Annotated in this window: 22 protein-coding genes; 9 read left to right on the top strand and 13 right to left on the bottom strand. The window is 65.0% G+C overall.

Annotated features, from left to right (window positions below):
* Positions 1-6: 6 nt before the first annotated feature.
* Positions 7-864 carry a PHP domain-containing protein gene (locus tag BLIN9172_RS03730; protein WP_101553902.1) on the bottom strand — a complete coding sequence of 286 codons (858 nt, stop codon included), beginning with the start codon at positions 862-864 and terminating at the stop codon, positions 7-9.
* 78 nt (positions 865-942) lie between these two features.
* Here BLIN9172_RS03730 and BLIN9172_RS03725 point away from each other — a divergent pair, with 78 nt between their 5' ends.
* The gene (locus BLIN9172_RS03725; RefSeq protein WP_101553901.1) at positions 943-2,469 is read left to right on the top strand and encodes an aminopeptidase P family protein; all 1,527 of its coding nucleotides are present in this window, start codon (positions 943-945) and stop codon (positions 2,467-2,469) included.
* Entirely contained in the window at positions 2,469-3,560 is a 1,092-nt protein-coding gene (locus BLIN9172_RS03720) for a P1 family peptidase (protein ID WP_101553900.1), read from the top strand. Before BLIN9172_RS03725 ends, BLIN9172_RS03720 begins: the two co-directional genes overlap by 1 nt.
* Before the next feature lie 110 nt (positions 3,561-3,670).
* Here BLIN9172_RS03720 and BLIN9172_RS03715 read toward each other — a convergent pair whose 3' ends face one another.
* A complete protein-coding gene (locus tag BLIN9172_RS03715) occupies positions 3,671-5,596 on the bottom strand; it encodes a calcineurin-like phosphoesterase C-terminal domain-containing protein (RefSeq protein ID WP_101553899.1) in 1,926 nt (641 codons plus the stop codon).
* A gap of 216 nt (positions 5,597-5,812) precedes the next feature.
* On the opposite strand from BLIN9172_RS03715, the gene BLIN9172_RS03710 reads away from it, so the two are divergent.
* From BLIN9172_RS03710 to BLIN9172_RS03700, 3 genes are all read left to right on the top strand, one after another.
* Positions 5,813-7,087: a magnesium transporter MgtE N-terminal domain-containing protein gene (locus tag BLIN9172_RS03710; protein ID WP_025776966.1), complete on the top strand. Its 1,275-nt coding sequence runs from the start codon at positions 5,813-5,815 to the stop codon at positions 7,085-7,087.
* Between the two features lie 2 nt (positions 7,088-7,089).
* Positions 7,090-7,626 (top strand): DUF1003 domain-containing protein, encoded by a 537-nt coding sequence (locus BLIN9172_RS03705; RefSeq protein ID WP_025776967.1) that lies wholly within the window; start codon positions 7,090-7,092, stop codon positions 7,624-7,626.
* A 68-nt stretch (positions 7,627-7,694) separates the two neighbouring features.
* Positions 7,695-8,816 carry an Mrp/NBP35 family ATP-binding protein gene (locus tag BLIN9172_RS03700; RefSeq protein ID WP_101553898.1) on the top strand — a complete coding sequence of 374 codons (1,122 nt, stop codon included), beginning with the start codon at positions 7,695-7,697 and terminating at the stop codon, positions 8,814-8,816.
* Positions 8,817-8,853: 37 nt separating this feature from the next.
* On the opposite strand, the gene BLIN9172_RS03695 is transcribed toward BLIN9172_RS03700, so the two are convergent.
* Positions 8,854-9,309 carry a twin-arginine translocase TatA/TatE family subunit gene (locus tag BLIN9172_RS03695; protein ID WP_025776969.1) on the bottom strand — a complete coding sequence of 152 codons (456 nt, stop codon included), beginning with the start codon at positions 9,307-9,309 and terminating at the stop codon, positions 8,854-8,856.
* 82 nt (positions 9,310-9,391) lie between these two features.
* Here BLIN9172_RS03695 and BLIN9172_RS03690 point away from each other — a divergent pair, with 82 nt between their 5' ends.
* Positions 9,392-9,724, top strand: a complete 333-nt coding sequence (locus BLIN9172_RS03690; protein WP_025776970.1) for an MGMT family protein — start codon at positions 9,392-9,394, stop codon at positions 9,722-9,724.
* 36 nt (positions 9,725-9,760) lie between these two features.
* Positions 9,761-10,396 (top strand): O-methyltransferase, encoded by a 636-nt coding sequence (locus BLIN9172_RS03685; RefSeq protein WP_025776971.1) that lies wholly within the window; start codon positions 9,761-9,763, stop codon positions 10,394-10,396.
* 78 nt (positions 10,397-10,474) lie between these two features.
* Here BLIN9172_RS03685 and BLIN9172_RS03680 read toward each other — a convergent pair whose 3' ends face one another.
* From BLIN9172_RS03680 to dapE, 6 genes are all read right to left on the bottom strand, one after another.
* Positions 10,475-10,645, bottom strand: a complete 171-nt coding sequence (locus BLIN9172_RS03680; RefSeq protein WP_064485784.1) for a DUF3117 domain-containing protein — start codon at positions 10,643-10,645, stop codon at positions 10,475-10,477.
* A 174-nt stretch (positions 10,646-10,819) separates the two neighbouring features.
* Positions 10,820-12,055: a hypothetical protein gene (locus tag BLIN9172_RS03675; RefSeq protein ID WP_101553897.1), complete on the bottom strand. Its 1,236-nt coding sequence runs from the start codon at positions 12,053-12,055 to the stop codon at positions 10,820-10,822.
* On the bottom strand, positions 12,052-12,348 hold the full coding sequence (locus tag BLIN9172_RS03670; protein ID WP_025776973.1) for a DivIVA domain-containing protein: 297 nt from the start codon (positions 12,346-12,348) through the stop codon (positions 12,052-12,054). Before BLIN9172_RS03670 ends, BLIN9172_RS03675 begins: the two co-directional genes overlap by 4 nt.
* Before the next feature lie 35 nt (positions 12,349-12,383).
* Positions 12,384-13,283: a dihydropteroate synthase gene (folP, locus tag BLIN9172_RS03665; protein WP_240811971.1), complete on the bottom strand. Its 900-nt coding sequence runs from the start codon at positions 13,281-13,283 to the stop codon at positions 12,384-12,386.
* The gene (locus tag BLIN9172_RS03660; protein WP_101553896.1) at positions 13,280-14,131 is read right to left on the bottom strand and encodes an LOG family protein; all 852 of its coding nucleotides are present in this window, start codon (positions 14,129-14,131) and stop codon (positions 13,280-13,282) included. The genes folP and BLIN9172_RS03660 overlap by 4 nt, the downstream gene beginning before the upstream one ends.
* A 5-nt stretch (positions 14,132-14,136) precedes the next feature.
* Positions 14,137-15,303, bottom strand: coding sequence for a succinyl-diaminopimelate desuccinylase (gene dapE, locus BLIN9172_RS03655; RefSeq protein WP_101553895.1), 1,167 nt, complete (start codon positions 15,301-15,303; stop codon positions 14,137-14,139).
* Positions 15,304-15,344: 41 nt separating this feature from the next.
* Here dapE and dapD point away from each other — a divergent pair, with 41 nt between their 5' ends.
* A complete protein-coding gene (gene dapD, locus BLIN9172_RS03650; RefSeq protein WP_101553894.1) occupies positions 15,345-16,289 on the top strand; it encodes a 2,3,4,5-tetrahydropyridine-2,6-dicarboxylate N-succinyltransferase in 945 nt (314 codons plus the stop codon).
* A 460-nt stretch (positions 16,290-16,749) separates the two neighbouring features.
* On the opposite strand, the gene BLIN9172_RS03645 is transcribed toward dapD, so the two are convergent.
* From BLIN9172_RS03645 to fdxA, 3 genes are all read right to left on the bottom strand, one after another.
* Positions 16,750-18,033: a citrate synthase gene (locus tag BLIN9172_RS03645; protein ID WP_101553893.1), complete on the bottom strand. Its 1,284-nt coding sequence runs from the start codon at positions 18,031-18,033 to the stop codon at positions 16,750-16,752.
* Positions 18,034-18,267: 234 nt separating this feature from the next.
* Complete coding sequence (gene dapC / locus BLIN9172_RS03640; RefSeq protein WP_101553892.1) at positions 18,268-19,389, bottom strand: succinyldiaminopimelate transaminase; 1,122 nt, start codon at positions 19,387-19,389, stop codon at positions 18,268-18,270.
* A gap of 3 nt (positions 19,390-19,392) precedes the next feature.
* Positions 19,393-19,719, bottom strand: coding sequence for a ferredoxin (gene fdxA / locus BLIN9172_RS03635; protein ID WP_025776980.1), 327 nt, complete (start codon positions 19,717-19,719; stop codon positions 19,393-19,395).
* A gap of 190 nt (positions 19,720-19,909) precedes the next feature.
* Between fdxA and BLIN9172_RS03630 the strand changes: the two genes are divergently transcribed.
* Positions 19,910-20,995 carry a GNAT family N-acetyltransferase gene (locus tag BLIN9172_RS03630; RefSeq protein ID WP_101553891.1) on the top strand — a complete coding sequence of 362 codons (1,086 nt, stop codon included), beginning with the start codon at positions 19,910-19,912 and terminating at the stop codon, positions 20,993-20,995.
* Positions 20,996-21,028: 33 nt separating this feature from the next.
* Here BLIN9172_RS03630 and BLIN9172_RS03625 read toward each other — a convergent pair whose 3' ends face one another.
* Positions 21,029-22,789 (bottom strand): VanW family protein, encoded by a 1,761-nt coding sequence (locus tag BLIN9172_RS03625; protein WP_240811970.1) that lies wholly within the window; start codon positions 22,787-22,789, stop codon positions 21,029-21,031.
* Positions 22,790-22,808: the final 19 nt, after the last annotated feature.

Genomic DNA, 22,808 nt, shown 5'->3' with positions numbered 1-22,808 from the left:
ATGGGCTCAGCCCTGGATGAAGTCGACCCCACCAGGCCGTGACGCGGCGCGTTCGAGCAGCTTTGCGAGCATATGGTCGGAGGTGACGTGCTCGCCGAGACGATTGGGTTTGCCCGTGCCGTGGTAGTCGCTCGAGCCGGTGATGATGAGGTCATGCTCGTGCGCCAGCCGCCGCATCGCTTCGCGCTCCTGCGGAGGATTGTCCCGGTGGTCGACCTCGAGTCCGTCGAGGCCTGCGGCGATGAAATCGGTGATCGCCGAATCAGGGACCACCCGGCCGCGCATGGCCGCGCGCGGGTGAGCGAAGACCGAGACTCCCCCGGCTTCGCGAATGAGTCCGATCGCAGTGATCGGGTCGATCGTCGGCAGAGACACATGGTACTTTCCGTGGCTCGACAGAATCGACGTGAACGCTTCGGTGCGGGACTCGACGACACCGGCTGCCACCAGCGCATCGGCGATATGCGGACGTCCGATCGTGGCGTCTTCGCCGGAGACCGAGAGCACCGCATCCATATCAATCGGATAGTCTTCGGCCAATCTTTCGATGATGAGGTGTGTGCGGTCGAGGCGGGCCCGCCTCGTCTCCTGCACGACTTCGGCCAGACCCGTATTGTACGGGTCGTGCAGGTACGACAGAAGGTGCACGCTGATGCCCTCGTAGCGGCAGGAGATCTCCATTCCCCGCACCAGTCCGAGCCCGTAGACGCGGGCAGCATCTTCGGCAAGGGTCCAACCGGCGGTGGTGTCGTGGTCGGTGAGTCCGACGACGTCGATGCCCTCCATCGAGGCTTCTGAGATGAGTTCGGAAGGAGTCTGGGTCCCGTCCGAGAATGCGGTGTGCACATGGAGATCGATGACCATGGTCACAGTGTATCTGCATCTGTCGTTCCGACTTCCACATGTGCACTCCATGTCACTCCACCCGTCTAGACTGGCGGTATGACAGAGCACAATTCAGAACTCCCAGACTCGACACAGGACCTCGCAGACCGCGTGAACAATCGCTCGCATCGACCGAATTCCACCGCCTTCCGCGACTTCGTCGCCTCCGGTTGGCATCGCACACCTCTCGATGCCGAGGCTCTCGCCGCCGCCGGTTTCACCCCGGCACGCCGCGACGCCGTCTCGGCAGCCTTCCCCGGTGAGCGGCTCGTCGTTCCCGCCGGCGGACTCAAGGTCCGCTCGAACGACACCGACTACCGTTTCCGTGCCCATTCCGCGTTCATCCATCTCACCGGCCTGGAGGCCGATTCCGAGCCCGACGCCGTTCTCGTCTTCGAACCCGAGGGCGACGGCCACGACGTGACATTGTACTTCCGTCCTCGAGCCGGCGCCGACACCGAAGAGTTCTTCTCCGATTCCCGCTACGGCGAATATTGGGTCGGACCCCGCGCCGACCTCGAGGCCATGTCCCTCATGACCGGCATCGCCACGGCGAACTCCGCCACCGTCGATGACGCCATCACGAAAGACCTCGGTGCCATCTCCGTCCGCCTCGTCCGTCAGGCCGACACTCGCATCGACGGAGTCATCGACCTCGCTCGCACCCAGGTCCAGGCCGATCTCGAGACGTCCGAGGCCGGAGATGCGGAACTGGCCCAGATGCTCTCCGAGCTGCGCCTGATCAAGGACGACCACGAGATCGCCCAGCTGCGCGAAGCCGTCGCCATCACCCGAGCCGGATTCGACAATGTGGTGGCATCGCTGCCGACCGCACTCGGACACCGCCGGGGAGAACGAATCGTCGAAACCGCGTTCGAAACCGCTGCCCGCTCCGACGGCAATGGGGTCGGCTATGACACGATCGCCGCCTCGGGCAACAATGCCTGCACACTGCACTGGATCCGCAACAACGGCCAGGTCCGGGACGGTGACCTCATCCTCGTCGACGCCGGAGCCGAAGCGGATTCGCTCTACACAGCGGACATCACGCGCACCCTGCCCGTCTCAGGGACATTCAGTCAGGTGCAGGCGAAGATCTACGATGCCGTACTCGAAGCCTCCGACGCCGCTTTCGCCGTGGCCGCCGAACACACCGACCGTCCCGTGAAGTTCCGAGAGGTCCACGAGGCGGCCATGGAGGTCATCGCGACGCGTCTCGAAGAGTTCGGCGTGCTGCCGGTCTCCGCCGCCGTTTCGCTGTCGCCGGAAGGACAGCAGCACCGCCGGTGGATGGTCCACGGCACCAGCCACCACCTCGGCCTCGACGTCCATGACTGCGCGCAGGCGAGAGCGGAGATGTACCTGGACGCCACCATCGAGCCGGGAATGATCTTCACCATCGAACCCGGACTGTACTTCAAGTCCGATGACCTGCTGCTGCCCGAGGAGTTCCGCGGCAATGGTGTCCGCATCGAGGACGACGTGCTCGTCACCGCCGACGGAGTGGAGAATCTCTCCGCCGACTTCCCCCGCACCCGAACCGAGGTCGAAGCCTGGGTGCAGGGACGGCACCAGGACCGCTGATGACCCCGGGTGCCGTCAGCAGGCCGGGTTGGGACGCATGCTCCGGCCCGGTCCGCGGGCGCGGAATCCTCGAGATCCCCGGCATGCGCCTCGGTCATGCCGGTGAGCTCACCGACGCCCGCCTGACCGGGATCACCACTGTGCTGCCCCCACCCGGGTCGACCATCGGCGTCGATGTCCGCGGCGGCGGTCCCGCCACCCGTGAGACCGATGTCATCGCGCCGGGAACACACTCCTACGGTGCCGATGCCATCGTCCTCACCGGCGGCTCCGCGTTCGGCTTGGGCGCCGTATCCGGTGTCGTCGACACCCTCGCCGAGGCGGGACTCGGGTTCCCCGCTCCCGGACTGGCCGATACGGTCATTCCGCTCGTTCCCGCGGCCGCGATCTACGATCTCGGCCGCGGGGACGGTTCCCTCGCCCCGCCGCAGCCGGACGAGGGCACACAGGCGACACGCGCGGCGCTCTCCGGCCGAACGGGCGAAGTCCGAGGCAGCATCGGAGCAGGTACAGGAGCTCGGTCCGGGTTTCAGACCCTGCGGGGAGGACTCGGTTCCTTCGCCGTCCGTCTGCCCAGCGGGACCACTGTCGCGGCTCTTGTGGCAGCGAATTCGCTGGGGACGATCGGCACACCGTCGGGCGGTCTGTGGTTGGACCCGCTGCTGCGCTCAGTCGGTCTCGATCTGCCCACGGTCCACGGACTTCCCGCCGCACCGTCACCGGGTTCGGGATCCTCGGCGAAGAACACGACGATCGCGATCATCGCCACCGACGCGCGACTCGATCCGGCCCAGACCACACGGATGGCCTCGGGAGCACATGCCGGCATCTCGCGAGCCGTGCAGCCTTCGCACACTCTCTTCGACGGCGATACGGTCTTCGGCATCGCCACCGGAGCCCAGGATCTGCCCACCAACCGTGACGCCGCTACCCGAGAGCTCGTGATGATCTCCGCTGCGGCGGCCGATGCGCTGAGCTTGGCGATCCTCGACGCCCATGCTTCGGCGACCCCCGTCGACGGCGCTTGGGGACAGCCGCCGACGCTGAGCGAGATCGCACCGGATTTCAGCTCGGAGTTCACCGCACTCTGATCACGGAGACGGGGCCCGCCGTTCGGCGGGCCCCGCTCCTCTCAGTTCTCCGCAGCTCGCAGACATCGTCATCCGTCTGCCGCGCTGAGCTTCAGCTCCTTCTTCAGCGCTCAGTCGTTGCGAGCCGACTGAGCCTCGTCGGAGTCGAGACCCGACGGGTCCCGGACTTCCTTCTTCTGCTGGGCGTCGAAGCCGTCCTGAGGCAGCAGCTTCTGCGATTCGGCCTTCGCCGCAGCCTCGTCCTCGACCACGGTGAACCGGACCGTCTGCGTGAAGTCACGACCGTAGCGATCGGTTCCGGTCACCTCGGCGGTGTGCGTGCCCAGATCGAGATCCGACGGGATCGCGGTCCGCCACAGATGCGAGCTCGACCGGCCCACATTGCCCGACGTCCGCAGGTTCTGCGAGGCCGTGTACGGATCGGTGTATTCCCAGCCCTTGGCCAAGGCTTCGCCCTTGCCCGGCTGAGTGTGCTCGGACCGCTTCGGCGCCTTGCCGTCGAAGCTGACCTCCACGCGGGCGTCTGCGGTGCCGGCGAGGAAGCTCGAGGTCAGCCAGGTCTCGCCCTGCCTGAGGTCATCGCGGGTGACGACGCGTTCGGACACCGCCTCCGGGGCATCGCCTTCCCTGTCCGCGTCCTGCCACTCCTGCGCCTTCTGCGCCCAATCGCGCCACTCGGGCGAATTCACTCCGAGCAGCAGCTGGTGATCTTCGGACTCGCCCCGCACGGTGTAGCGTTCGCTGCGCGAGCTACCGTCGTATTCGAGGGTGAGCACGCCCGGCTCCGACGCGTCCTGGGTGAATGCGTACGGCAGTCCGTCGGCATTGAGCCCGCCGGAGTACCAGTCTCCGGAGACGGCGCCGGCCACGATCTGTGTATTCGGCAGCTTCTCGATCCCGGCCGCGGCCCATTCCTTCCGCGTCTGACCTGCCACGAGGTTCTCCTGAGTGTGCGTGTGTCCGCCCACGGTCACGGCGTTCGGGTAGTCGGCGATGACGTCGTAGAAGTCCTTCGCATTGTCGACGACGACGTCTTTGTGCGTGAGGATGGGCGCATGGGTGGCGATGACGACCTGAGCGTTCCGCGGAACGTTCTGCAGATCGTTCTCCAGCCAGGTCAGCTGCTCCTGACTGATCTTCTCCTTGTACTTCTTCCGGTTCGCCTTGCCCTCGTACTCGATGCTGTCGAGGACGACGAAGTGGGTCTTGCCGACCTCGTAGGAGAAGTACGAGGGCCCGAACTGGTCGCGGAAGGTGTCGAGGGCGTGCGAGTCATCGACCGCGTCGTAGTCCTGATCGTGGTTGCCCGGTGCCACTCGCACGGGGCCATTCATCTGCGAGTAGATGTCTCGCAGTTCGTCATTGAGGCTGAGGTCGTCACCGACGTTGTCGCCGAGCAGAAGCACGCCACACGCCCCGTAGTCGCTGCGATCGGCGAGGTCGCCGACGGCACCGTCGCGGGCATAGCCCATCTCGGTCGTGTCATACGCCTGGGTATCGGCGGCGATCGGGCAGTTCTGGTCGTCCTGCGCCGAAGCCTGCGACTCGATCATCGGGAAGTTCACGGCCTTCGGTGTCTCACCGGTCGGTTCGATGCCTCCGAACTCGAGGTCTCCGGAGCCTTCCGGCAGATGGTTGTAGCTGAACTGTGCGATCATGTCCTCATCGACGGGCACCTGCCATCCGGCGGGCTGAGTGATCGAGACGGTCATGTTCTCTCGCACGGGCAGCGCGTAGCGTCCGTCTCCGTCCGTGAGGACGACGTCGACTCCGTTGCTCACCGCGACGCCGGAGACGCCCTCCTCATCACCGTCGAGCTTCGAGTTCTCATTGACGTCGTCGAAGACCTGACCGGTGAACTTCTGCGGGTCGGCGGCCTTGCCGCGGTCGACCTGGACGTGGCCCTCGTAGAGTTCGGCCGGAGCGTCCGCTGCCACCGCCTCCGTCGGTGAGAGAAGCGGGGCGAAGAGCGAGAGCGCGGCGCAGGCCCCCAAACCTGCGGCGGCGGTGCGCGGGCGGATTCGTCGTGTCTGCATGGATTTCTCCTGTATTCGACTGTGGCGGGTTCTGCCGAGAGATGACCCTAGGGAGATGGGGCGACAACGAGATGAAGCAGTTAGGACGGCTTGATGAATAGGAGAAGAGTCCGGATGGAACCCGACGCCCGCTGCGTCCACCTGCAGCGGATGTGATCTGGATTCAATTCCTGGAAGCGACCACTGAAATCTCCACGCACCACGTAGTCTGAGACCATGAGTGGTCCACCGAAAAGAGTCTTCGTCGCTCGACTCGTCTCCGCCCCCGTGTTCGACCCTCTCGGAGATCAGGTCGGCCGTGTCCGCGACGCCGTTCTCGTCTACCGTGCGACGATGCGGCAGTCCCCTCGAGTCATCGGCCTCGTCGTCGAGGTGCCGGGACGGCGCCGTGTCTTCGTGCCGATGGGCCGGGTCACCGCAATCGACTCCGGGCAGGTCATCACCACCGGTCTGGTGAATATGCGGCGCTTCGAGCAGCGCGAGTCCGAGACCTTGGTGATGAACGATCTGCTCGACCGGCGTCTGCGCCTGCGGGAGGACAACTCACCGGTGCTCATCGAAGATGTCGGTATCGAACAGCAGGTGAACAAGGACTGGGAGGTCACCCGACTGTTCGTGCGGCGCGTGCCCGAACGCAGCGCCTTCGCCGCGTTCCGCCGCCGTGGTGAGACCAAGCAGATCGACTGGACGGACGCCGACCATCCGGTGGATTCCGAGGTCGACCAGGAAGCCACCCAGCTCATCGCCGCCTATCAGGACACGAAGCCTGCCGACCTCGCCGATGTGCTCTTCGAGATGAACTCGTCCCGCCGCCTGCAGGTCGCCCGTGCCCTCGATGACGAACGCCTCGCCGATGTCGTCGAGGAGCTGCCGGCCGAGACCCAGATCGAGATCCTCGCGGGACTCGAGACCGAACGAGCCGTGACCGTGCTCGAGGAGATGGCGCCCGATGACGCGGCTGACCTCCTCGGCGAGCTCAGTGATGATCAGGCCGAACGGTTCCTGACGCTGATGGAGCCCGATGAGGCCGAAGATGTGCGGACGCTTCTGGCCTACGATGACGACACTGCGGGCGGTCTGATGACGACCGAACCGGTGATCCTGACCCCGGAGGCCACGGTCGCCGAGGCGCTGGCCCATGTGCGTCGGGAAGACCTGCCGGCGGCCCTGGCCGCAGCGGTCTTCGTCTGCCGTCAGCCCGTGGAGACTCCGACGGGCAAGTATCTGGGTCTCGTCCACATCCAGGAGATGCTGCGCCATCCGCCGCACGAGGCGGTCGGCATCATGCTCGACACCGAGGTCGAACCTCTGTCGCCGGAGACTCCCCTCGGTGAGGTGGCGAAGCTGTTGGCCGCGTACAATCTGGTGTCGGTGCCGATCACCGATGACAATGATCGCCTCGTCGGTGTGGTCACCGTCGATGACGTCCTCGACGAGCTTCTGCCCGAGGACTGGCGAACCACCGGTCGTGACGATCGCAGCAGGGGGTAGAGATGGCCGTCGATGATTTCGAGATCCCGAGGTCGAGCAAACGCCGACTGCCGAGCTTCACCGTCTCCCCCGAGACCTTCGGCCGCGGGGCCGAAGCCTTTGCCCGGTTCATGGGCACTCCGGCGTTCCTCGTCGGGATGACGGTCTTCTGTGCCGTGTGGCTGCTGTGGAACACCCTGCTGCCCGAGTCGTGGCAGTTCGACCCGAGGTCGCTGAACTTCACTCTGCTGACCCTCATCCTCTCCCTGCAGGCTTCCTACGCAGCCCCGCTGATCCTGCTCGCGGAGAACCGCAGCACCGACCGGGACCGCGTCGAGTTCGAACACGATCGGCAGCGTGCCGAACGCAACCTCGCCGACACCGAGTACCTGGCACGGGAGGTCGCGGCGCTGCGCATCGCCATGCGTGAGGTCGCCACCCGCGACTTCATCCGCTCGGAGCTCAAAGATCTGCTCAAGGAGCTGGAAGAGGAGAAGCAGGACGGCGACGTCGATTCCCGACCCTCCGAACAGCGGCGAGGCGGCCCTCGCGGCGGATGACGAGACGACCGCCGATAGGTAGTGTTGAAGGCCCGGGAGCACGGACCCGGGAACGAAAGGACGTGGGTATGACTGGTCCCTCTGTGGACGCTGTGAGACAGGCGCTGACCGGGGTCATCGACCCGGAGATCCGCCGCAGCATCGTCGAACTCGACATGGTCGAATCGATCGGCATCGACGGCGGCAAGGTCACCGTCACGGTTCTCCTCACGATCGCCGGGTGCCCGCTGAAGGACACGATCACCAAGGACACGGAGGCCGCGGTGGCCCGGGTCGACGGAGTCACCGAGGTGGCTGTCGTGCTGGGGACGATGAGCCCCGAACAGCGCAAGGCGATGAAGGAGAAGCTGCAGGGCTCCGGCACCCGCGATATTCCGTTCAACCGTCCTGAGTCTCTGACCAAGGTCTATGCCGTTGCGTCCGGAAAGGGCGGAGTCGGCAAATCCTCGGTGACGGCGAACCTCGCCGTGTCCCTGGCGGAGAAGGGTCTGCGCGTCGGCGTCGTCGATGCCGACATCTACGGCTTCTCCATCCCCGGCATGCTCGGTCTCTCCGGTAAGCCGACCCGAGTCGATGAGATGATCCTGCCGCAGGTCGCCCATGACGTGAAGGTGATGAGCATCGGCATGTTCGTCCCTGCGAGCCAGGCTGTCGTCTGGCGCGGTCCGATGCTCCATCGCGCCCTGCAGCAGTTCCTCACGGATGTGTTCTGGGGCGACCTCGACGTGCTGCTGCTCGATCTGCCTCCCGGCACAGGTGACATTGCCATCTCCGTGGCACAGCTGCTGCCCGCATCCGAACTCCTCGTCGTCACCACACCGCAGTCAGCGGCCGCACAGGTCGCCGAACGCGCCGGATCCATCGCCACGCAGACGAAGCAGACGCTGGCGGGAGTCATCGAGAACATGTCGTGGATGGAGATGCCCGACGGCACTCGAATGGAGGTGTTCGGCTCCGGCGGAGGTGCCAGCGTGGCCGAGAACCTCACCGCCACCCTCGAACACGAGGTTCCGCTGCTCGCTCAGATTCCCTTGGACACTCGTCTGCGGGAAGGATCGGACGCGGGCACCCCGGTCGTGCTCGGCAGCCCCGATTCGCCTGCGGCGCAGGCTTTCGACTCTCTCGCTGAGTCGCTCAAGCGACGCACTCGGGGCCTGTCCGGCAGATCTCTGGGCCTGAGCCCGGTGTGAGTCGGTGTCGCTGCGGTGCTGTTCGATGGCCCCGGGTTCAGGTGGCTTCGGGGTCGAACGGCGCCGCGTCGGCACGGTCGCGCAGGGTGACCTGGGCCTGGAACCGTTCGATGGGTGACTTCTCCCGGGCAGGGGTCGCCTCGGTGTCGGTCTGAGTCGACGTCACAGCGCCTGCGGACTCAGCGGGCGACGTTTCCTGAGTGGAACGTTCCTGACGCTTGGACTCGCGGATGGCCGCGTCCTCTTCGACGAGGGCCTCACGCACGATCCGGCGCGGATCGTACTGACGCGGGTCGAGCTTCTGCCAGTCCACGTCCTTGAAGTCGTCGCCGAAATCGCGTCGGACGCTGTCCTTCGCGCCTTCGGCCATGCGACGCATCTGTCGCACGAGGTCCCGCAGCTTCTGAGCGTATTCGGGCAGGCGTTTGGGTCCGATGACGACCAAGGCCACAACGACCAGAATCACCATTTCGGTGCCGTTGATACCGAACATGGTCTCAAGTCTACCGTGGACGGCGGTAGCATCGACTCATGGTCAGCACAGGTTCGACAATCCGATCCCGCCGGGAGGTGCAGTGGACGAGATAGCCGTCGAACGGGTGCTGCGCATCGTCGAGCTCGTTCCCGCCGCTCGTGTCGTCGCCTACGGCACGGTCGGCGCAGTCGCCGACTGCTCACCCCGCTACGTCGGTCGGGTGATGCGGGAATTCGGGTCGAACGTCACGTGGTGGCGAGTCGTCGATGCGACCGGTCTCCTGCCGCCCGAGATCTTCGCTCGAGCCCGCACCCACTGGGACGACGAAGGCACCGCCCATACGCATGAGCGCGTCGAACGCTCGGCGTTCCTCGACGTCGACGAACTCGATCAGCTGTGGCGCACCCACGGAATCGAACCCGGATGCGGTTAGACTTGGGAAGACTCAGCACCAGAAGGGAGGGGCCGGTTGGCACGCGAAAATGCAGGTGATCTCACCTTCTCGGAACAGTTCAACGGTCCCGATCCGCTGCTCGACGCCGCTCGCACCCATTCACATGAGTTCGGGATCGGCCCGGTCTCCCAGACCACGGCGAAGACCCTGACTCTCCTGGCCCGCCTCCTCACGCCGGTCGCGGCTGTCGAAGTCGGCACCGGCGTCGGAACCTCGACCCTGTCGCTGCTGCGCGGCATGCCCAACGCCGGGATACTGACGTCGATCGACACGAATTCCACGACCCAGAGCGCCGCACGGGATCTCGTCGACATGGCCGGAATCAGACCTGGTCGGCTGCGTCTGATGAGCGGCCGTGCCGAAGAGGTGCTCAAACGACTCGCCCCGTCGGCCTATGACATGGTCTTCATCGACGTGGAGCCGGGCAGTTTGGAGAGGATGATCGAGCCCTCCCTGCGTCTGCTCGACGCTCAGGGCCTGTTGGTCATCCACAAGACCCTCCTCAAAGGCGCTGTCGCAGATCCCGTCGATCGCAGTCCTCGCACCCAGGCTGCGCGCAGCATGCTCAACCGCATCGCAGAACAGGAGAACCTCGAACGGGTGCTGCTGCCCATCGGCGAAGGGCTGCTGCTTCTGCAGAAGGCCCGGTGAAACGAGCACAGCAGAGACTTACAGGTAAGTCTCTGCTGTTCGTGAGTGTCCGCTCGGCCGTGTGCTGCGGCCGTCGGCTCAGAGCCCCAGTGTCTGGGCGAGAGTGTCGTGGAGTCCGGTGGCTTCGTCTCTGCTGAGTTCGATCACCAGGCGACCGCCGCCTTCGACTGGAAGCCGCATCACCATGCTTCGGCCTTCTTCGGTCACTTCCAGAGGTCCGTCGCCGGTGCGGGGTTTCTGGGCTGCCATATGGGCTCTTCCTTCCGTTGTCATGCAAAGACGGTTCACACCAGGTGGACCGAATGATGTACGTACGATTATTCCATGATCCGCGCGTTCCCGGTAACTCTTCGCAACTCTTCGACCCTGTGGGCAGTCGCGGCGCGGATCGGCTGACGGTCACGGAGGCAGGTCAGCTGGAGATCACGGAGGCAGGTCGGCGGGCGGAGTGAAGTGCCACAGATAAGCGACCCACACGATCTGAAGCAGGATATAGGCCACCAGCATCGCGGCCCGATACCCTCGTGAGCGCACCAGCGCCAGCGTCAGCGCCATCGGAAACAGCGGCAGCAGCAGACGCAGGGTGGAGGTCTGGGGATTGAAGAAGATGAGCAGATACAGCCCGTAGCCGAGGCAGAACAGCTGCAGCGTCCGCCCCATATGCGCTCCCGCCGGTGAGAAGATCAGGGCGAGCATTCCGGCGATGACGATGACGAGCAGCACCGGCCCGAGCGGACCGATGAGGCTGATCGACCTTGCCACCCACTGGACGACGAACGTGGTCTCGCCGGTGTGCCAGGCCGCCTCGGTGTCGGTATAGGCCGTCAGCGATCCGGTCGCCCACCACGCGTGGATCGGGTGGATGAGTGCCGCCGCGCACGAGGCCACGCCCAGCGTCCAGGACCGGACCACCTCGCCGGTCGGATACGGATCGCTGCGGCGGCGAAGGAAGCGGTCGATGAGGTGGAAGAGCATGAAGAACGAGAACGCGACGCCGATCGGCCGCGACAGATCCATGAAGGTCACGACCGGGATCGCGGTGAGATAGCGTCGCTCGACGACGAGGAAGAGCGCCATCACCTGCAGCAGAAGAGTCAGAGATTCGGCATATCCGGTGGAGAAGATCGCGGCCGGCGGGAAGAACATGACAAGAGCCAGTCCCATCAGCGCCTGACCGGCATCGACGTATTTGCGGAAGAGGTGGAGAATGACGATCGAGGCCAGACCCGCGGCGATCGTGGACACGATCGGCGAGATGACCTCGTAGCTCAGCCCGGTGAGGTCGGAGACAGTGGCCACGATCGAGGGATGCAGCGGATAGAACGCCCATTGGTTCTCCGCGACAGCTCCGGACTCGTCGAGCGGCAGCACGCGAGGATACCCTTCGTCGGCGACGCGACCGTACCAGCCGCCGTCCCAGAAGTTGAGGAAGTCATTGAGCGTCGTCGTCACCGGCGACGATGACCAGTTCGCCGGGTCCTGACGTTTGAGGACCGCGGCGAAGATCGACATGCTCACGACGCGGGAGACGAAGTACACGGATACCGCCTGCAGCCACACGGGCAGGCTCATGAACAGAGCGCTGAAGCGGCTGAAGCGGGAGGAGTCGAAGACTTCGGGGGCGAGGGTGATTCCGGGCAGGTCTGCAGGGCGACTCATCGTGGTCCGGCAGCCGTTTCCGGTCCGTCAGAAGCAGCTGCGGATTCGAGTTCGCTCAGGCGTGCGCGTAGCATCGCCATGGCCTCGTCGACGTCTTCCATGCGGTAGCCGCGCAGTGCGGGCCGAAATCGCACCGACTCCAGGTCCTCGACGGTGAACTCCGCAGGCAGTCCGGTCCAGCGCTCTTCGGCCTCGTCGACGGTTTCGGAAGAGAAAGCGTTGAAGGTCGCCGCGACGACGAAAACGAGGACGAAGACCGCGGCCGCGACACCGATGACAATCCACAGAGGCATACCCTCATTTTCGCATAGGCGCCTGCGCGGAATGTTCAGCGCAGGCCGCGCACGGTGTGTTTCGGTGCGCCTTGACCGGTGATCGCCGCGGTCACCTCGATCGCGTCGGCAGTGGCTCTCACGTCGTGGGTGCGGATCAGTGCCGCTCCCTTCTCGATGGCCAGCGCGGTGGCGGCGATCGTCCCGTACAGTCGATCCTGTGGACCGACCTCGCCGATGGCCTCTCCCACGAAATCCTTCCGTGAGATCGCCAGCAGAACCGGGTAGCCGGTGGCGGTGAACCGTTCGAGTTCGCGCAGCAGCCGCAGCGAATGGTAGGTGTTCTTCCCGAAGTCCGGGGTGGGGTCGATGATGATCCTGTCCTCGCGGACCCCTGCTGCCAGGGCCGCCTCGGCGAGCTCGATAACGCCGGAGACGGTGGAGTCGACGACGTCACCTGCCTGCAGACCATAGCGGTTGCGGTGGGCGTCGGTGCGCGGATCCAATCCGCCTGTGTGGGAGCAGACGATGCCGACATCATTCCGGGCGGCCACCTCGGCGAGCTTCGGGTCGACCCCTGCCCAGGTGTCATTGAGCAGTCCCGCGCCGGCCCTGCAGGCGGCCTCGGCCACCTCATGGCGCCAGGTGTCGACACTGATGAGCACGTGCGGATGGGACCGTGCCACGGCGTCGATGGTCGGGCACACGCGGTCGATCTCCTCGGCCGCGGAGATCCCCCGACCGCGGCCGGCACGCACCCCTCCGATATCGACGATCTGAGCACCGGCGGAGGTGGCGGACTCCACTGCGGCGATCGCCGCATCGAGGGTGGCGGCAGATTCGTAGAAGGAATCGGTGGTGCGGTTGATCACGGCCATGATCGCCGGGGTGCCGGGCCGGGCGCGGGCCAGTTCGAACCGTTCGGCCTCCGGCTGGCCGGTGGCGTCGCCCCTCACGGTCGGCCGTTCGCAGGTGAGAACACCGCGGAGGTCGTGCCGTGTCCCGGTCCGATCGCGGCAACGACTTCGTCGATGTCGTCGGTGAGCGTGAACATGTTCAGGTCCGCTTCGCTGATCGTCCCCGCGGCCAGAAGGGTGTTCTGCATCCAATCGACGAGCCCGCTCCAGTAGTCAGTGCCGACGAGCACGATGGGGAATGACGTGATCTTGCCGGTCTGGACCATGGTGAAGGCCTCGAACAGCTCGTCGAGTGTGCCCAGGCCGCCGGGCATGAGGACGAATCCGCGCGAGTATTTGAGGAACACGGTCTTGCGGACGAAGAAGTAGCGGAAGTTCACGCCGAGTTCGACGTGCTCGTTGAGTCCGGTCTCGAAGGGCAGCTCGATGCCCAGCCCGATGGACACTCCCCCGCCCTCGCAGGCTCCGCGGTTGCCGGCCTCCATGATTCCGGGTCCCCCGCCGGTGATGATCGCGTTGCCGTTCTCCGCGAGGCGGCAGGCGATCTCTCGGGTGTCCGCATACGCCCGGGTGCCGGCTTTCAGACGGGCGGATCCGAAGATCGACACGGCCGGTCCGATCTCGGCCAGCGAGCCGAATCCTTCGACGAACTCGGCTTGGATGCGCATGACGCGCCACGGGTCCTCATGCACCCAGTCGGTGCCGGACTTCGATTCGAGGAGACGCTGGTCCGTCGTCGTCTCCGGCACCTGGTCACCGCTGAGACGCAGCGGGCCCTTGCTGTAGTAGCCCGGCTCGCCGGTGGGGGCATCTGCCGAATCACCTGCGGGGTCACCGGTCGGATCGCCTGCCGGGTCTCCGGTCGAATCGTCTGTCGATCTGGTCATCTCATTCACCGGCCCTGAAGGTAGCGGCGCAGAGTTGCGGTGGCCTGTTCCACCTCGGCGACTCTCACATGCTCATCCGACTTGTGAGCATACAGCGGGTTGCCGGGACCGAAATTCACCGCCGGAACTCCGAGTGCGCTGAATCGGGACACATCGGTCCAGCCCAGTTTCGGGGCCGGGGACAGTCCGAGCGTGTCGATGAAGTCCTGGGCGATGTCCCTGTCGAGTCCGGGGCGCGCACCTTCTGCGGCATCGGTGACGACGACGTCGAATCCGGTGAAGAACTCGCGCAGGAAGGACTCCGCCTCGGCGGCGGACTTGCTCGGAGCGAAGCGGTAGTTCACGGAGACGACGCATTCGTCGGGCACGACGTTCCCGGCGACTCCCCCGCGGATGTTCACTGCGGACAGGGATTCGCGGTAGTCGAGGCCGTCGACCGTGACGGTGTCGGTCTCGAATTCGGCGAGCCTGGTGAGCACCTCGGCGGCGGAGTGGATGGCGTTGACGCCCATGAATGCCCGTGCCGAGTGGGCGCGGACTCCGGTGGTGGTGACGTCGACGCGGATGGTTCCGTTGCAGCCGCCTTCGACGGAGGCGTTCGAGGGTTCGCCGAGGATCGCGAAGTCTCCGGTGAGCCAATCGGGATGATTGCGGGAGACGCGGCCGAGCCCGTTGAGTGAGGCATCGACCTCTTCGTGGTCGTAGAAGACCCAGCTGACGTCCCGATTCGGTGCGGTCAGTGCGGCTGCCGTGGCCAGCTGCATCGCCACTCCGGCCTTCATGTCGCAGGCGCCCCGACCCCAGACGACCTCATCAGCGGGGTAGTTCTCTCCGGTCATATGGGTGCGCACAGGTGGAAGATTGTCTTCGACGGGAACGGTGTCGAGGTGACCGGCGACGACGATGCGTTCGGCCAGGCCGAGGTTCGTGCGCGCGACGATGGTGTCTCCGTCGCGGAGGATCTCCAGATCCGGCCCCGGCCCTGCGCTGATCCTCTCCAGCACGTCGACGACGGCATCGGCGAGGACGGTTTCGTTCCCGGACACGGATTCGACGGCGCACAGACGACCGGTGAGTTCGGCCGGGTCGCCCAGTGCGACGAACAAATATTCACCGAGGTCTCCGGCAGGCGCGAATATGGCATCAGTCTCAGCAGATGGATCGACAGTCATGTCTCTTAGCCTAGTACGGCGCCACCGTCTAGGCTTGAGGCATGACAGAACGCATTGTTTCCGCACGTGGACTCGCCACGATCCATTCCGATACCGTCCTCTCCGTCTGGTACCCCGCCTTGAGCAGCGGTGATACCCATGACACGGCCGAGGCGGCCGCCACCGCCCGCGCCGCCGATGACGGACTCGACGCGCTGGTGGGCACTGATGAGGCCCGCGGCACCCGTTCCGAGGTCGTCACGACCACGATCGATCTCGACGCCGGTCCCGCCTCGGCGGCCGATGCCTACCTGCGTCTGCACGCACTGTCCCACCGCGTCGTGACACCCAACGACGTCAACCTCGACGGCATCTTCGGTCATATCGCCAATGTCGTGTGGACCTCCTTCGGCGCCTGCTCGCCCGAGGACTTCGAGGCCACTCGCGCCAAACTGCTCGCCCGCGGTCCCGTCGCCGTCTACGGGCTCGACAAGTTCCCGCGGATGACGGACTTCGTCATCCCCTCCGGTGTGCGCATCGCCGATGCCGACCGTGTCCGTCTCGGCGCTCACCTGGCTCCCGGCACCACTGTCATGCACGAAGGCTTCGTGAACTTCAACGCCGGCACCCTCGGTTCTGCCATGGTCGAGGGCCGCATCTCGCAGGGCGTCGTCGTCGGCGACGGATCGGACATCGGCGGCGGAGCCTCGATCATGGGCACGCTCTCCGGCGGCGGCACTCACCGCATCTCCATCGGCTCGGGCAGCCTGCTGGGTGCGAATGCCGGAGTCGGCATCTCCATCGGCGACGACTGCATCGTCGAAGCGGGCCTCTACATCACCGCAGGCACCCGCGTGACGGTCCCCGGCGAAGGCGATGCCGTGGTCAAGGCCGCCGAGCTCAGCGGGAAGAACAACATCCTCTTCCGCCGCAACTCCGTCACCGGCACCGTCGAGGCGATCGCCCGCGACTCCAAGGGCATCGAGCTCAACCCCGACCTGCACTGATCGGCAGGCTGGCCGTTCGCAGCGACACCGCGCCGCGGCACTGCGGCTGAGGGCGCGTTCACATCATGTGGACGCGCCCTCAGCGCATTCACTCCTCGCCGACGCCAGGCATCCCACGTCGTCGGTTCTTCGCCGGGAAGCCCCGCATCACCCACCCGTACTTGCATACCACCGTGTTCCTGCAGGTGGATGTGACAACGAAGGATGATGGATGCGTCAGTATCTGTAGGACAAGCCTCCTGCGACGCGAAGTGGCACTACCGGTGCGGGATGGAGAAAGAGCGGCTGCACGAGCCCGAGCAAAGAGCGCCTGCACGAGACCGAGCCGAGAATGCGCAACGGCGTCGGACAGAAGATTCTGCTCCGACGCCGTTGCGTGGGCTCGACGACACATGCGCCGAGGTGGGGCTCGACCGTCCGTTGTCACGTCGCTGACGTGTGGCCGGCTGAGCTGAAGGACTCAGCGTTCGCTGATGTCCGTGTAGTTCCGGTTGTATTCGCCTGTGTAGATCTGGCGAGGACGGCCGATCTTCGTCTCGGGGTCCTTGATCATCTCGCGCCACTGAGCGATCCAGCCGGGCAGACGACCGACCGAGAACAGCACGGTGAACATATTCGTCGGGAAGCCGAGGGCCTTGTAGATGAGACCCGTGTAGAAGTCGACGTTCGGGTAGAGCTTGCGCTCGACGAAGTAGTCGTCGGCCAGCGCGATCTCCTCGAGCTGCTGAGCAAGCTCGAGCAGCGGGTCGCCGCCGGAGCGGGCGAGAACCTCGTCGGCCGTCTTCTTGATGATCTTCGCGCGCGGATCGTAGTTCTTGTACACGCGGTGACCGAAGCCCATGAGACGAACGCCGTCTTCCTTGTTCTTCACGCGCTCCATGAACTTCTTCGGTCCGTCATCGGAGGCCGCGATCTGCTCGAGCATCTCGAGCACGGCGGAGTTCGCGCCGCCGTGCAGCGGTCCGGCCAAGGCGTTGACTCCGGCCGAGATCGACTGGAACACGTTGGCCTGCGAGGAGCCGACGAGACGAACCGTCGAGGTCGAGCAGTTCTGCTCGTGATCGGCGTGGAGGATGAACAGCTGATCCATGGCCTTGACAGCCAGCGGATCCGGTTCGTATTCCTCAGCGGGAACGCCGAAGTTCACGCGCAGGAAGTTCTCCACCAGGCTCAGCGAGTTGTCCGGGTGGATGACCGGCAGCCCCATGTTCTTCCGATGCGCGAGAGCTGCGATGGTCGGCATCTTCGCGAGCAGACGGAATGACGACGTGTCGATCTGATCTTCGTCAAAGACATCGAGGTCATCTTGGTAGAACGTCGACAAAGCCGCGACGGCGGCTGCAACCATAGGCATCGGATGAGCGTCGTACGGGAACGCACGGAAGAAGCGTCGCAGGTCCTCGTGGACGATGGTGTGTCCGCGCAGGCGAGCGTCGAAGGCGTCGTACTGTTCCTGCGTCGGCAGCTCACCATAGATGAGGAGGTAGCAGACTTCGACGAAGTTCGACTGTTCCGCGAGCTGTTCGATCGGGTACCCGCGGTACTGCAGCTCACCGTTGTCACCATCGATGTAGGTGATGGACGACGAGGTGGCTGCGGTGTTGGCAAACCCTGGATCGTATGTGACCGCGCCGGTCTCTTTCAGCAGAGAGCCGATACGGTATCCGTTGTTGCCCGCCGTTGCTGACACCTCGGGCAGTGTCAGCTCCGTATCAGCGATCCTGAGGTTCGCCTCCGAAGTCATTCGATCTCCTCACCGTTGACCGACCCCAAGAACTTCCTGAGGTGTTTTGCACAGTTCTTTCAAAGACTACCGACAACTGCGGGAATCAGAAAATCACTGCACGCTTCTTATACTGGTCGGTAATATTTCTGACCAGGTAAAATAACAGTTTTTTGGCCTGCACGAAGTCTTAGCGGTGCCTTAGCGGACGCTCGGAAACCGGTGGTTCACAAGCGCCGTACCCCACCCCCGCAATCATTGTACGGCGGCCCGAAGACGCTCGGCCGCGGACCGGATACGTTCGTCGGTGGCGGTCAGCGCAATTCGCACATGGTCGGCAGCCGCCGATCCGTAGAACTCACCGGGACCTGCGACGATGCCGAGTTCGGCGAGGTCAGCCAGGGACTGCCAGCAGTTCTTGTCTGCTGTCGACCACAGGTAGAGACCCGCGGTCGAATGATCGATGCGGAATCCGAACTCCTCGAGCCCAGTTCGCAGCTGCTCGCGCCGCGCCCGGTAGGTCTCCTTCTGCGCCAGCACGTGTTCCGTGTCGCGCAGTCCGGCGACCATGGCCTCCTGGATCGGGAAGGGCACGATCATGCCTGCGTGTTTGCGCGAGCGGGTGAGATCCGAGATGAGCTCGGCATCGCCGGCGACGAACGCCGCTCGATAGCCGGCGAGATTCGACTGCTTCGACATCGAGTACACGCTCAGCACGCCGGCGTTCGACTCCCCCGCGGCTGCAAGCACACTCGGTGCCGGCTCATCGGATTCCCAGTTGAGCAGTCCGTAGCATTCGTCCGACGCCACGACGACTCCGGCGGCGCGAGCACGGCGAACCACCTCGGCGAGGGTGCCGACGTCGAGGACCTCACCCGTCGGATTGCTCGGGGTGTTGATCCACAGCAGACCGATGCCGTCCAACGAGACTCCGTCGACGACCTGAGCGGCATCGATGCGGCGGCATTCGACACCCGCGATGGTCGCCCCCATCTCATAGGTCGGGTACGCGGCGGAGGGACAGGCGACGGCGAGCCCGCGTTCGCGCAGCCCCAACAGAGTGGGCAGCCAGGCGACGAGCTCCTTCGAGCCGACGGTCGGCAGGATTTCGGCAGCGGGGTCGAGGTCGACCGAATGCCAGTTCTCATACCACCAGGCGATGGCTTCACGCAGCTGCGCCGTTCCGGCGGTCGTCGGGTAGCCGTGCGCATCTCCGGCCTCCGACAGGGCACGACGGATCACTTCGGGGGTGGGGTCGACGGGCGTGCCGATGGACAGGTCGCACACTCCGTCGGGATGCTCGGCGGCCCGGTTGCGGTATTCCGTGAGTCGGTCCCAGGGGTAGTCCGGGAGGTTGAGTCCGAAGGTGTTCGTCATCGGTCAGTCGTCGTGGTTCTGCGGCGGCAGGGCGGAGATGATCGGGTGGTCCTTGCCGGTGTTGCCGAGCTTCGCGGCGCCGCCGGGCGAACCGAGGTCGTCGAAGAATTCGACATTGGCCTTGTAGTACTCTTCCCATTCATCGGGCACATCGTCTTCGTAGAAGATGGCTTCGACGGGGCACACGGGTTCGCACGCGCCGCAGTCGACGCATTCGTCGGGGTGGATGTACAGGCTGCGTTCGCCCTCGTAGATGCAGTCGACGGGACATTCGTCGATGCAGGCCTTGTCCTTGAGGTCGACACAGGGCTGGGCAATGATGTACGTCACTGGGCTGACTCCTCGAAAGACTCACAGATGGTGCGCATATGCCTCCCACAATACGCCTCCGGGGGATTCCTGTGCTCACCGGTCTCAGGTGATTCGCATTGCATCTGACATCGCCGCTGCTGACTGCGCCCGACCGGGGCGAGCGTGTCATAGGGTGGGAGGGCATCAATTTCGCGGAGGAAGGCCAGACGTGGACGATCTGCAGCCCGGCAGACGAGTGGTCGTGCGGTATTCGCTCGACCCCGGTGACACCCATTCGACGTCCGATGCCCTCGGCGTCGTCACAGCCGTCGACGAGGCGGGACTCGAGATCGATACCAAGCGCGGCCCCCTGCGCATCGCCCGTGCCCAGATCCTCCTCGTCCACGAGGTGCCCCCGGCTCCCACCAAAGCCGGACGCACCCACGAGATCGTCTCCGCCGTTGATCTGCGGCGCATCTCCGCGGCCGCCTGGCTGCCCCGCGATGTGTCCTGGCTGCATGTGGAGAACCTGCGCAACGAAGGCACCGAGGCGGCCGCCGAGGTCAGCCTGCTGCAGAAGGGCTGGCTGCTGCGCCATTCGGAGTCCGCGACCCGCCGAGCCAATTCGTGCCTGCCCATCTCCGACACCGGTCTCGGGTGGGAACAGGGGCTCGACGCAGTCGAGGAGTGGTATCGGACCCGAGGCGAGCCCGGTCGCGTCCAGATCTATTCCGCCGATGATTCCACCGCGCTTGCTCCAGAATGCGAGGGGCTCGCTTCCCTGCTCTCGGCCCGCGGCTACACCCCCTCAGAGGCCACCCTGCTGCTCACCGGCGCCACGAGCGAGGCAGCCGGCGGCGTGTCTTCCCCCGCCGAGGCGGCCGCTGCCGGTCTGCTCATCGACGTGAACGATGCACCGTCCTCCGAGCACTTCGCCGCGTGGACGTCGCAGCGCAGCCCTGGTGAGGAACCGGGTTCGGCTGAGGCGTTCAAGACACTCATCGAAGCCGATCAGCCGTGTGAGTTCGTCACTGCCTACGCCGAGCATCCCGACGGATCCCGATCGATGGTGGCGGCATGCAGAGTGGTCGAGCGCAGCAAATGGGGGGTCATCACCAACCTCATCACCCGTCCCGATCTGCGGCGCCGCGGTGCCGGGCGTTCGGTGGCCGCAGCTGCCGCGGCGCTGCTCGCTCAGCGCGGGGTTCGGTCCTACCTCGTCGACATCGAGTCGAGCAATGAGGCATCGTTGAACCTCTTCGCCTCTCTCGGCGCGACTGTCCGCCATCGGTCCTGGTACGCCGAAGCCCGCTGACCGGTCAGCCGGCCGGAATCCTGCTGCGAGGGCTCAGCCCTGGCATTCGACCTTGTTCACCGGCCGGTAGACCGTGGTGAATCCGTCCTTCGTGGTCTGACCCGAACTGATGTCCTTCATGGTCCGGGTGATCCGGATCGACCAGCCGCCCTTCGGCGACTGCGGGGTGCACGACGGTCCGCTTTCGGTGATCGAACCCGGTGAGGTGTGGTTGAACCGATCCGAGGCGCCGGCCGACACATCGTACTTCTTGACGCCGAAGACCTTCGCATGGACCTCTCCGTCCTTGAGGTACATGTCGAGAACGACCGGGGTCTTCGAGTTGTTCGTGAACTTCATATCGATCGAGGACCAGTCGAGGGTCGACTCGCGGCCCTCCGGATAGCGGGAGATATAGCGCGAATGCGCCTGGTGTTCGTCGAGGTCGAAACCGGCGAAGAACGCGGCATTGAACAGTGTCGTCGACACCTGTGAGACTCCGCCGCCGTAGTCTTCCTTCATCTGACCTTCGGAGATCACGCCGGCAGGCTTGTAGCCGTTCGCCGCTGTGCGCTGGCCCAGAGCCTCGTTGAGGGAGAACTGCTCGCCCGGCTGGAGCACGGTGCCGGAGACCTTCTTCGAAGCCACCCGCAGGTTGGTATCGCGGTTGGGTTCGGAGTTGTACCCGGTGGAGAACTGAGACACAGTGTCGGAGACATCGGCCTTCTTCGCATCCTTCGTGGTGAAGTCGGGTTTGACGGAAGCCAGGGTCACGCTCGGTTTGTCTTCCTTGCCGTTGACGGCGTCGGTGACCGCTCCGGTCAGCTCCTTGGCCTTGATGCCGATGCCGTCACGGGAGGGCACGACCTCGGGCTTGCCGTCCTTGATCTCGAAACTCGCGTCCTCGGCCGGTCGCCCGATGTCCTTGTTCGCAGCCAGCACGGATTTCTGCAGAGCTTCCTGGTCGAAGACGGGCGTGAGCTTCGAGTCCTCGGCTCTGAATGTCAGAGTCTTCGCAATGGTCTTCGGGGACACGGTGAGGTCACCGCCCTTGACCTCGGAGTCCGCATCCTTCCCAGGCTTCGCCGTGATCGTGAGGTCCTTGCTCACGGCGTCTTTCGCGAATCCGTCGGCCATGTCTTCGGCTTCGGCCGTGGTGATGTCGGGTTCGACGCTCGTCGAGCTGACCGGCAGAGCATCCTCGGTGCGCAGCCAATGATCGTCGACGGCGGTGCGCACGGCGGCGGTGTCGACGGTCTGCCCGTTCGTGCCGTCCTTGACCTTCGGGGTGGTCTTGTCGAACTCGAGTTCGGCGTCTGTCGGTTCGACGGCCAGTGATTCGGTGACCGTCGCCGTTGCCTTGTCGAACTTCTCCTCATCGACCTTGATGACGGGGTCGACGTCGTCATCACCGAAGAGCCGGTGCCAGATGACGGTGGGATCGAGGCTGAAGCCGGTGATGCGCTCGACTGTCGCTCCCGCGTCGAAGGTGATTCCGGCCTTCTCCGGGTCGAGCTTAGCGGTCGGCTCTCCGGCCTTTAAGACGATGGCCTTCTCCGCGTCATCGCGCAGATCATTGCGCAGGGTGGTCTCGGCGTCTGTCGCGGACTTGCCGCCGATGTCGATTCCGGCCACGGTCGTACCCGGTGCCAGCATTCGCCCGCTGAAGAAGCCGATCACTACGTAGACGGCGGCAAGCACGAGAACGGCCATGAGGATGATGGGCCAGATCTTCTTCTTGCGGACATCGCTGTCGGACGGGTCGGGCCCGCCTGCGTTCGAGGTTCCATCGGAAAAGGTATTGGTCGGCATCATTCTCCCGAGGGTGTCGATA

The sequence above is a fragment of the Brevibacterium linens ATCC 9172 genome, from assembly GCF_900169165.1.
Classification (GTDB): Bacteria; Actinomycetota; Actinomycetes; order Actinomycetales; family Brevibacteriaceae; genus Brevibacterium; species Brevibacterium linens.
Note: the sequence above shows the minus strand (reverse complement) of the source record. Positions and strands in the feature narration are given on the sequence as shown.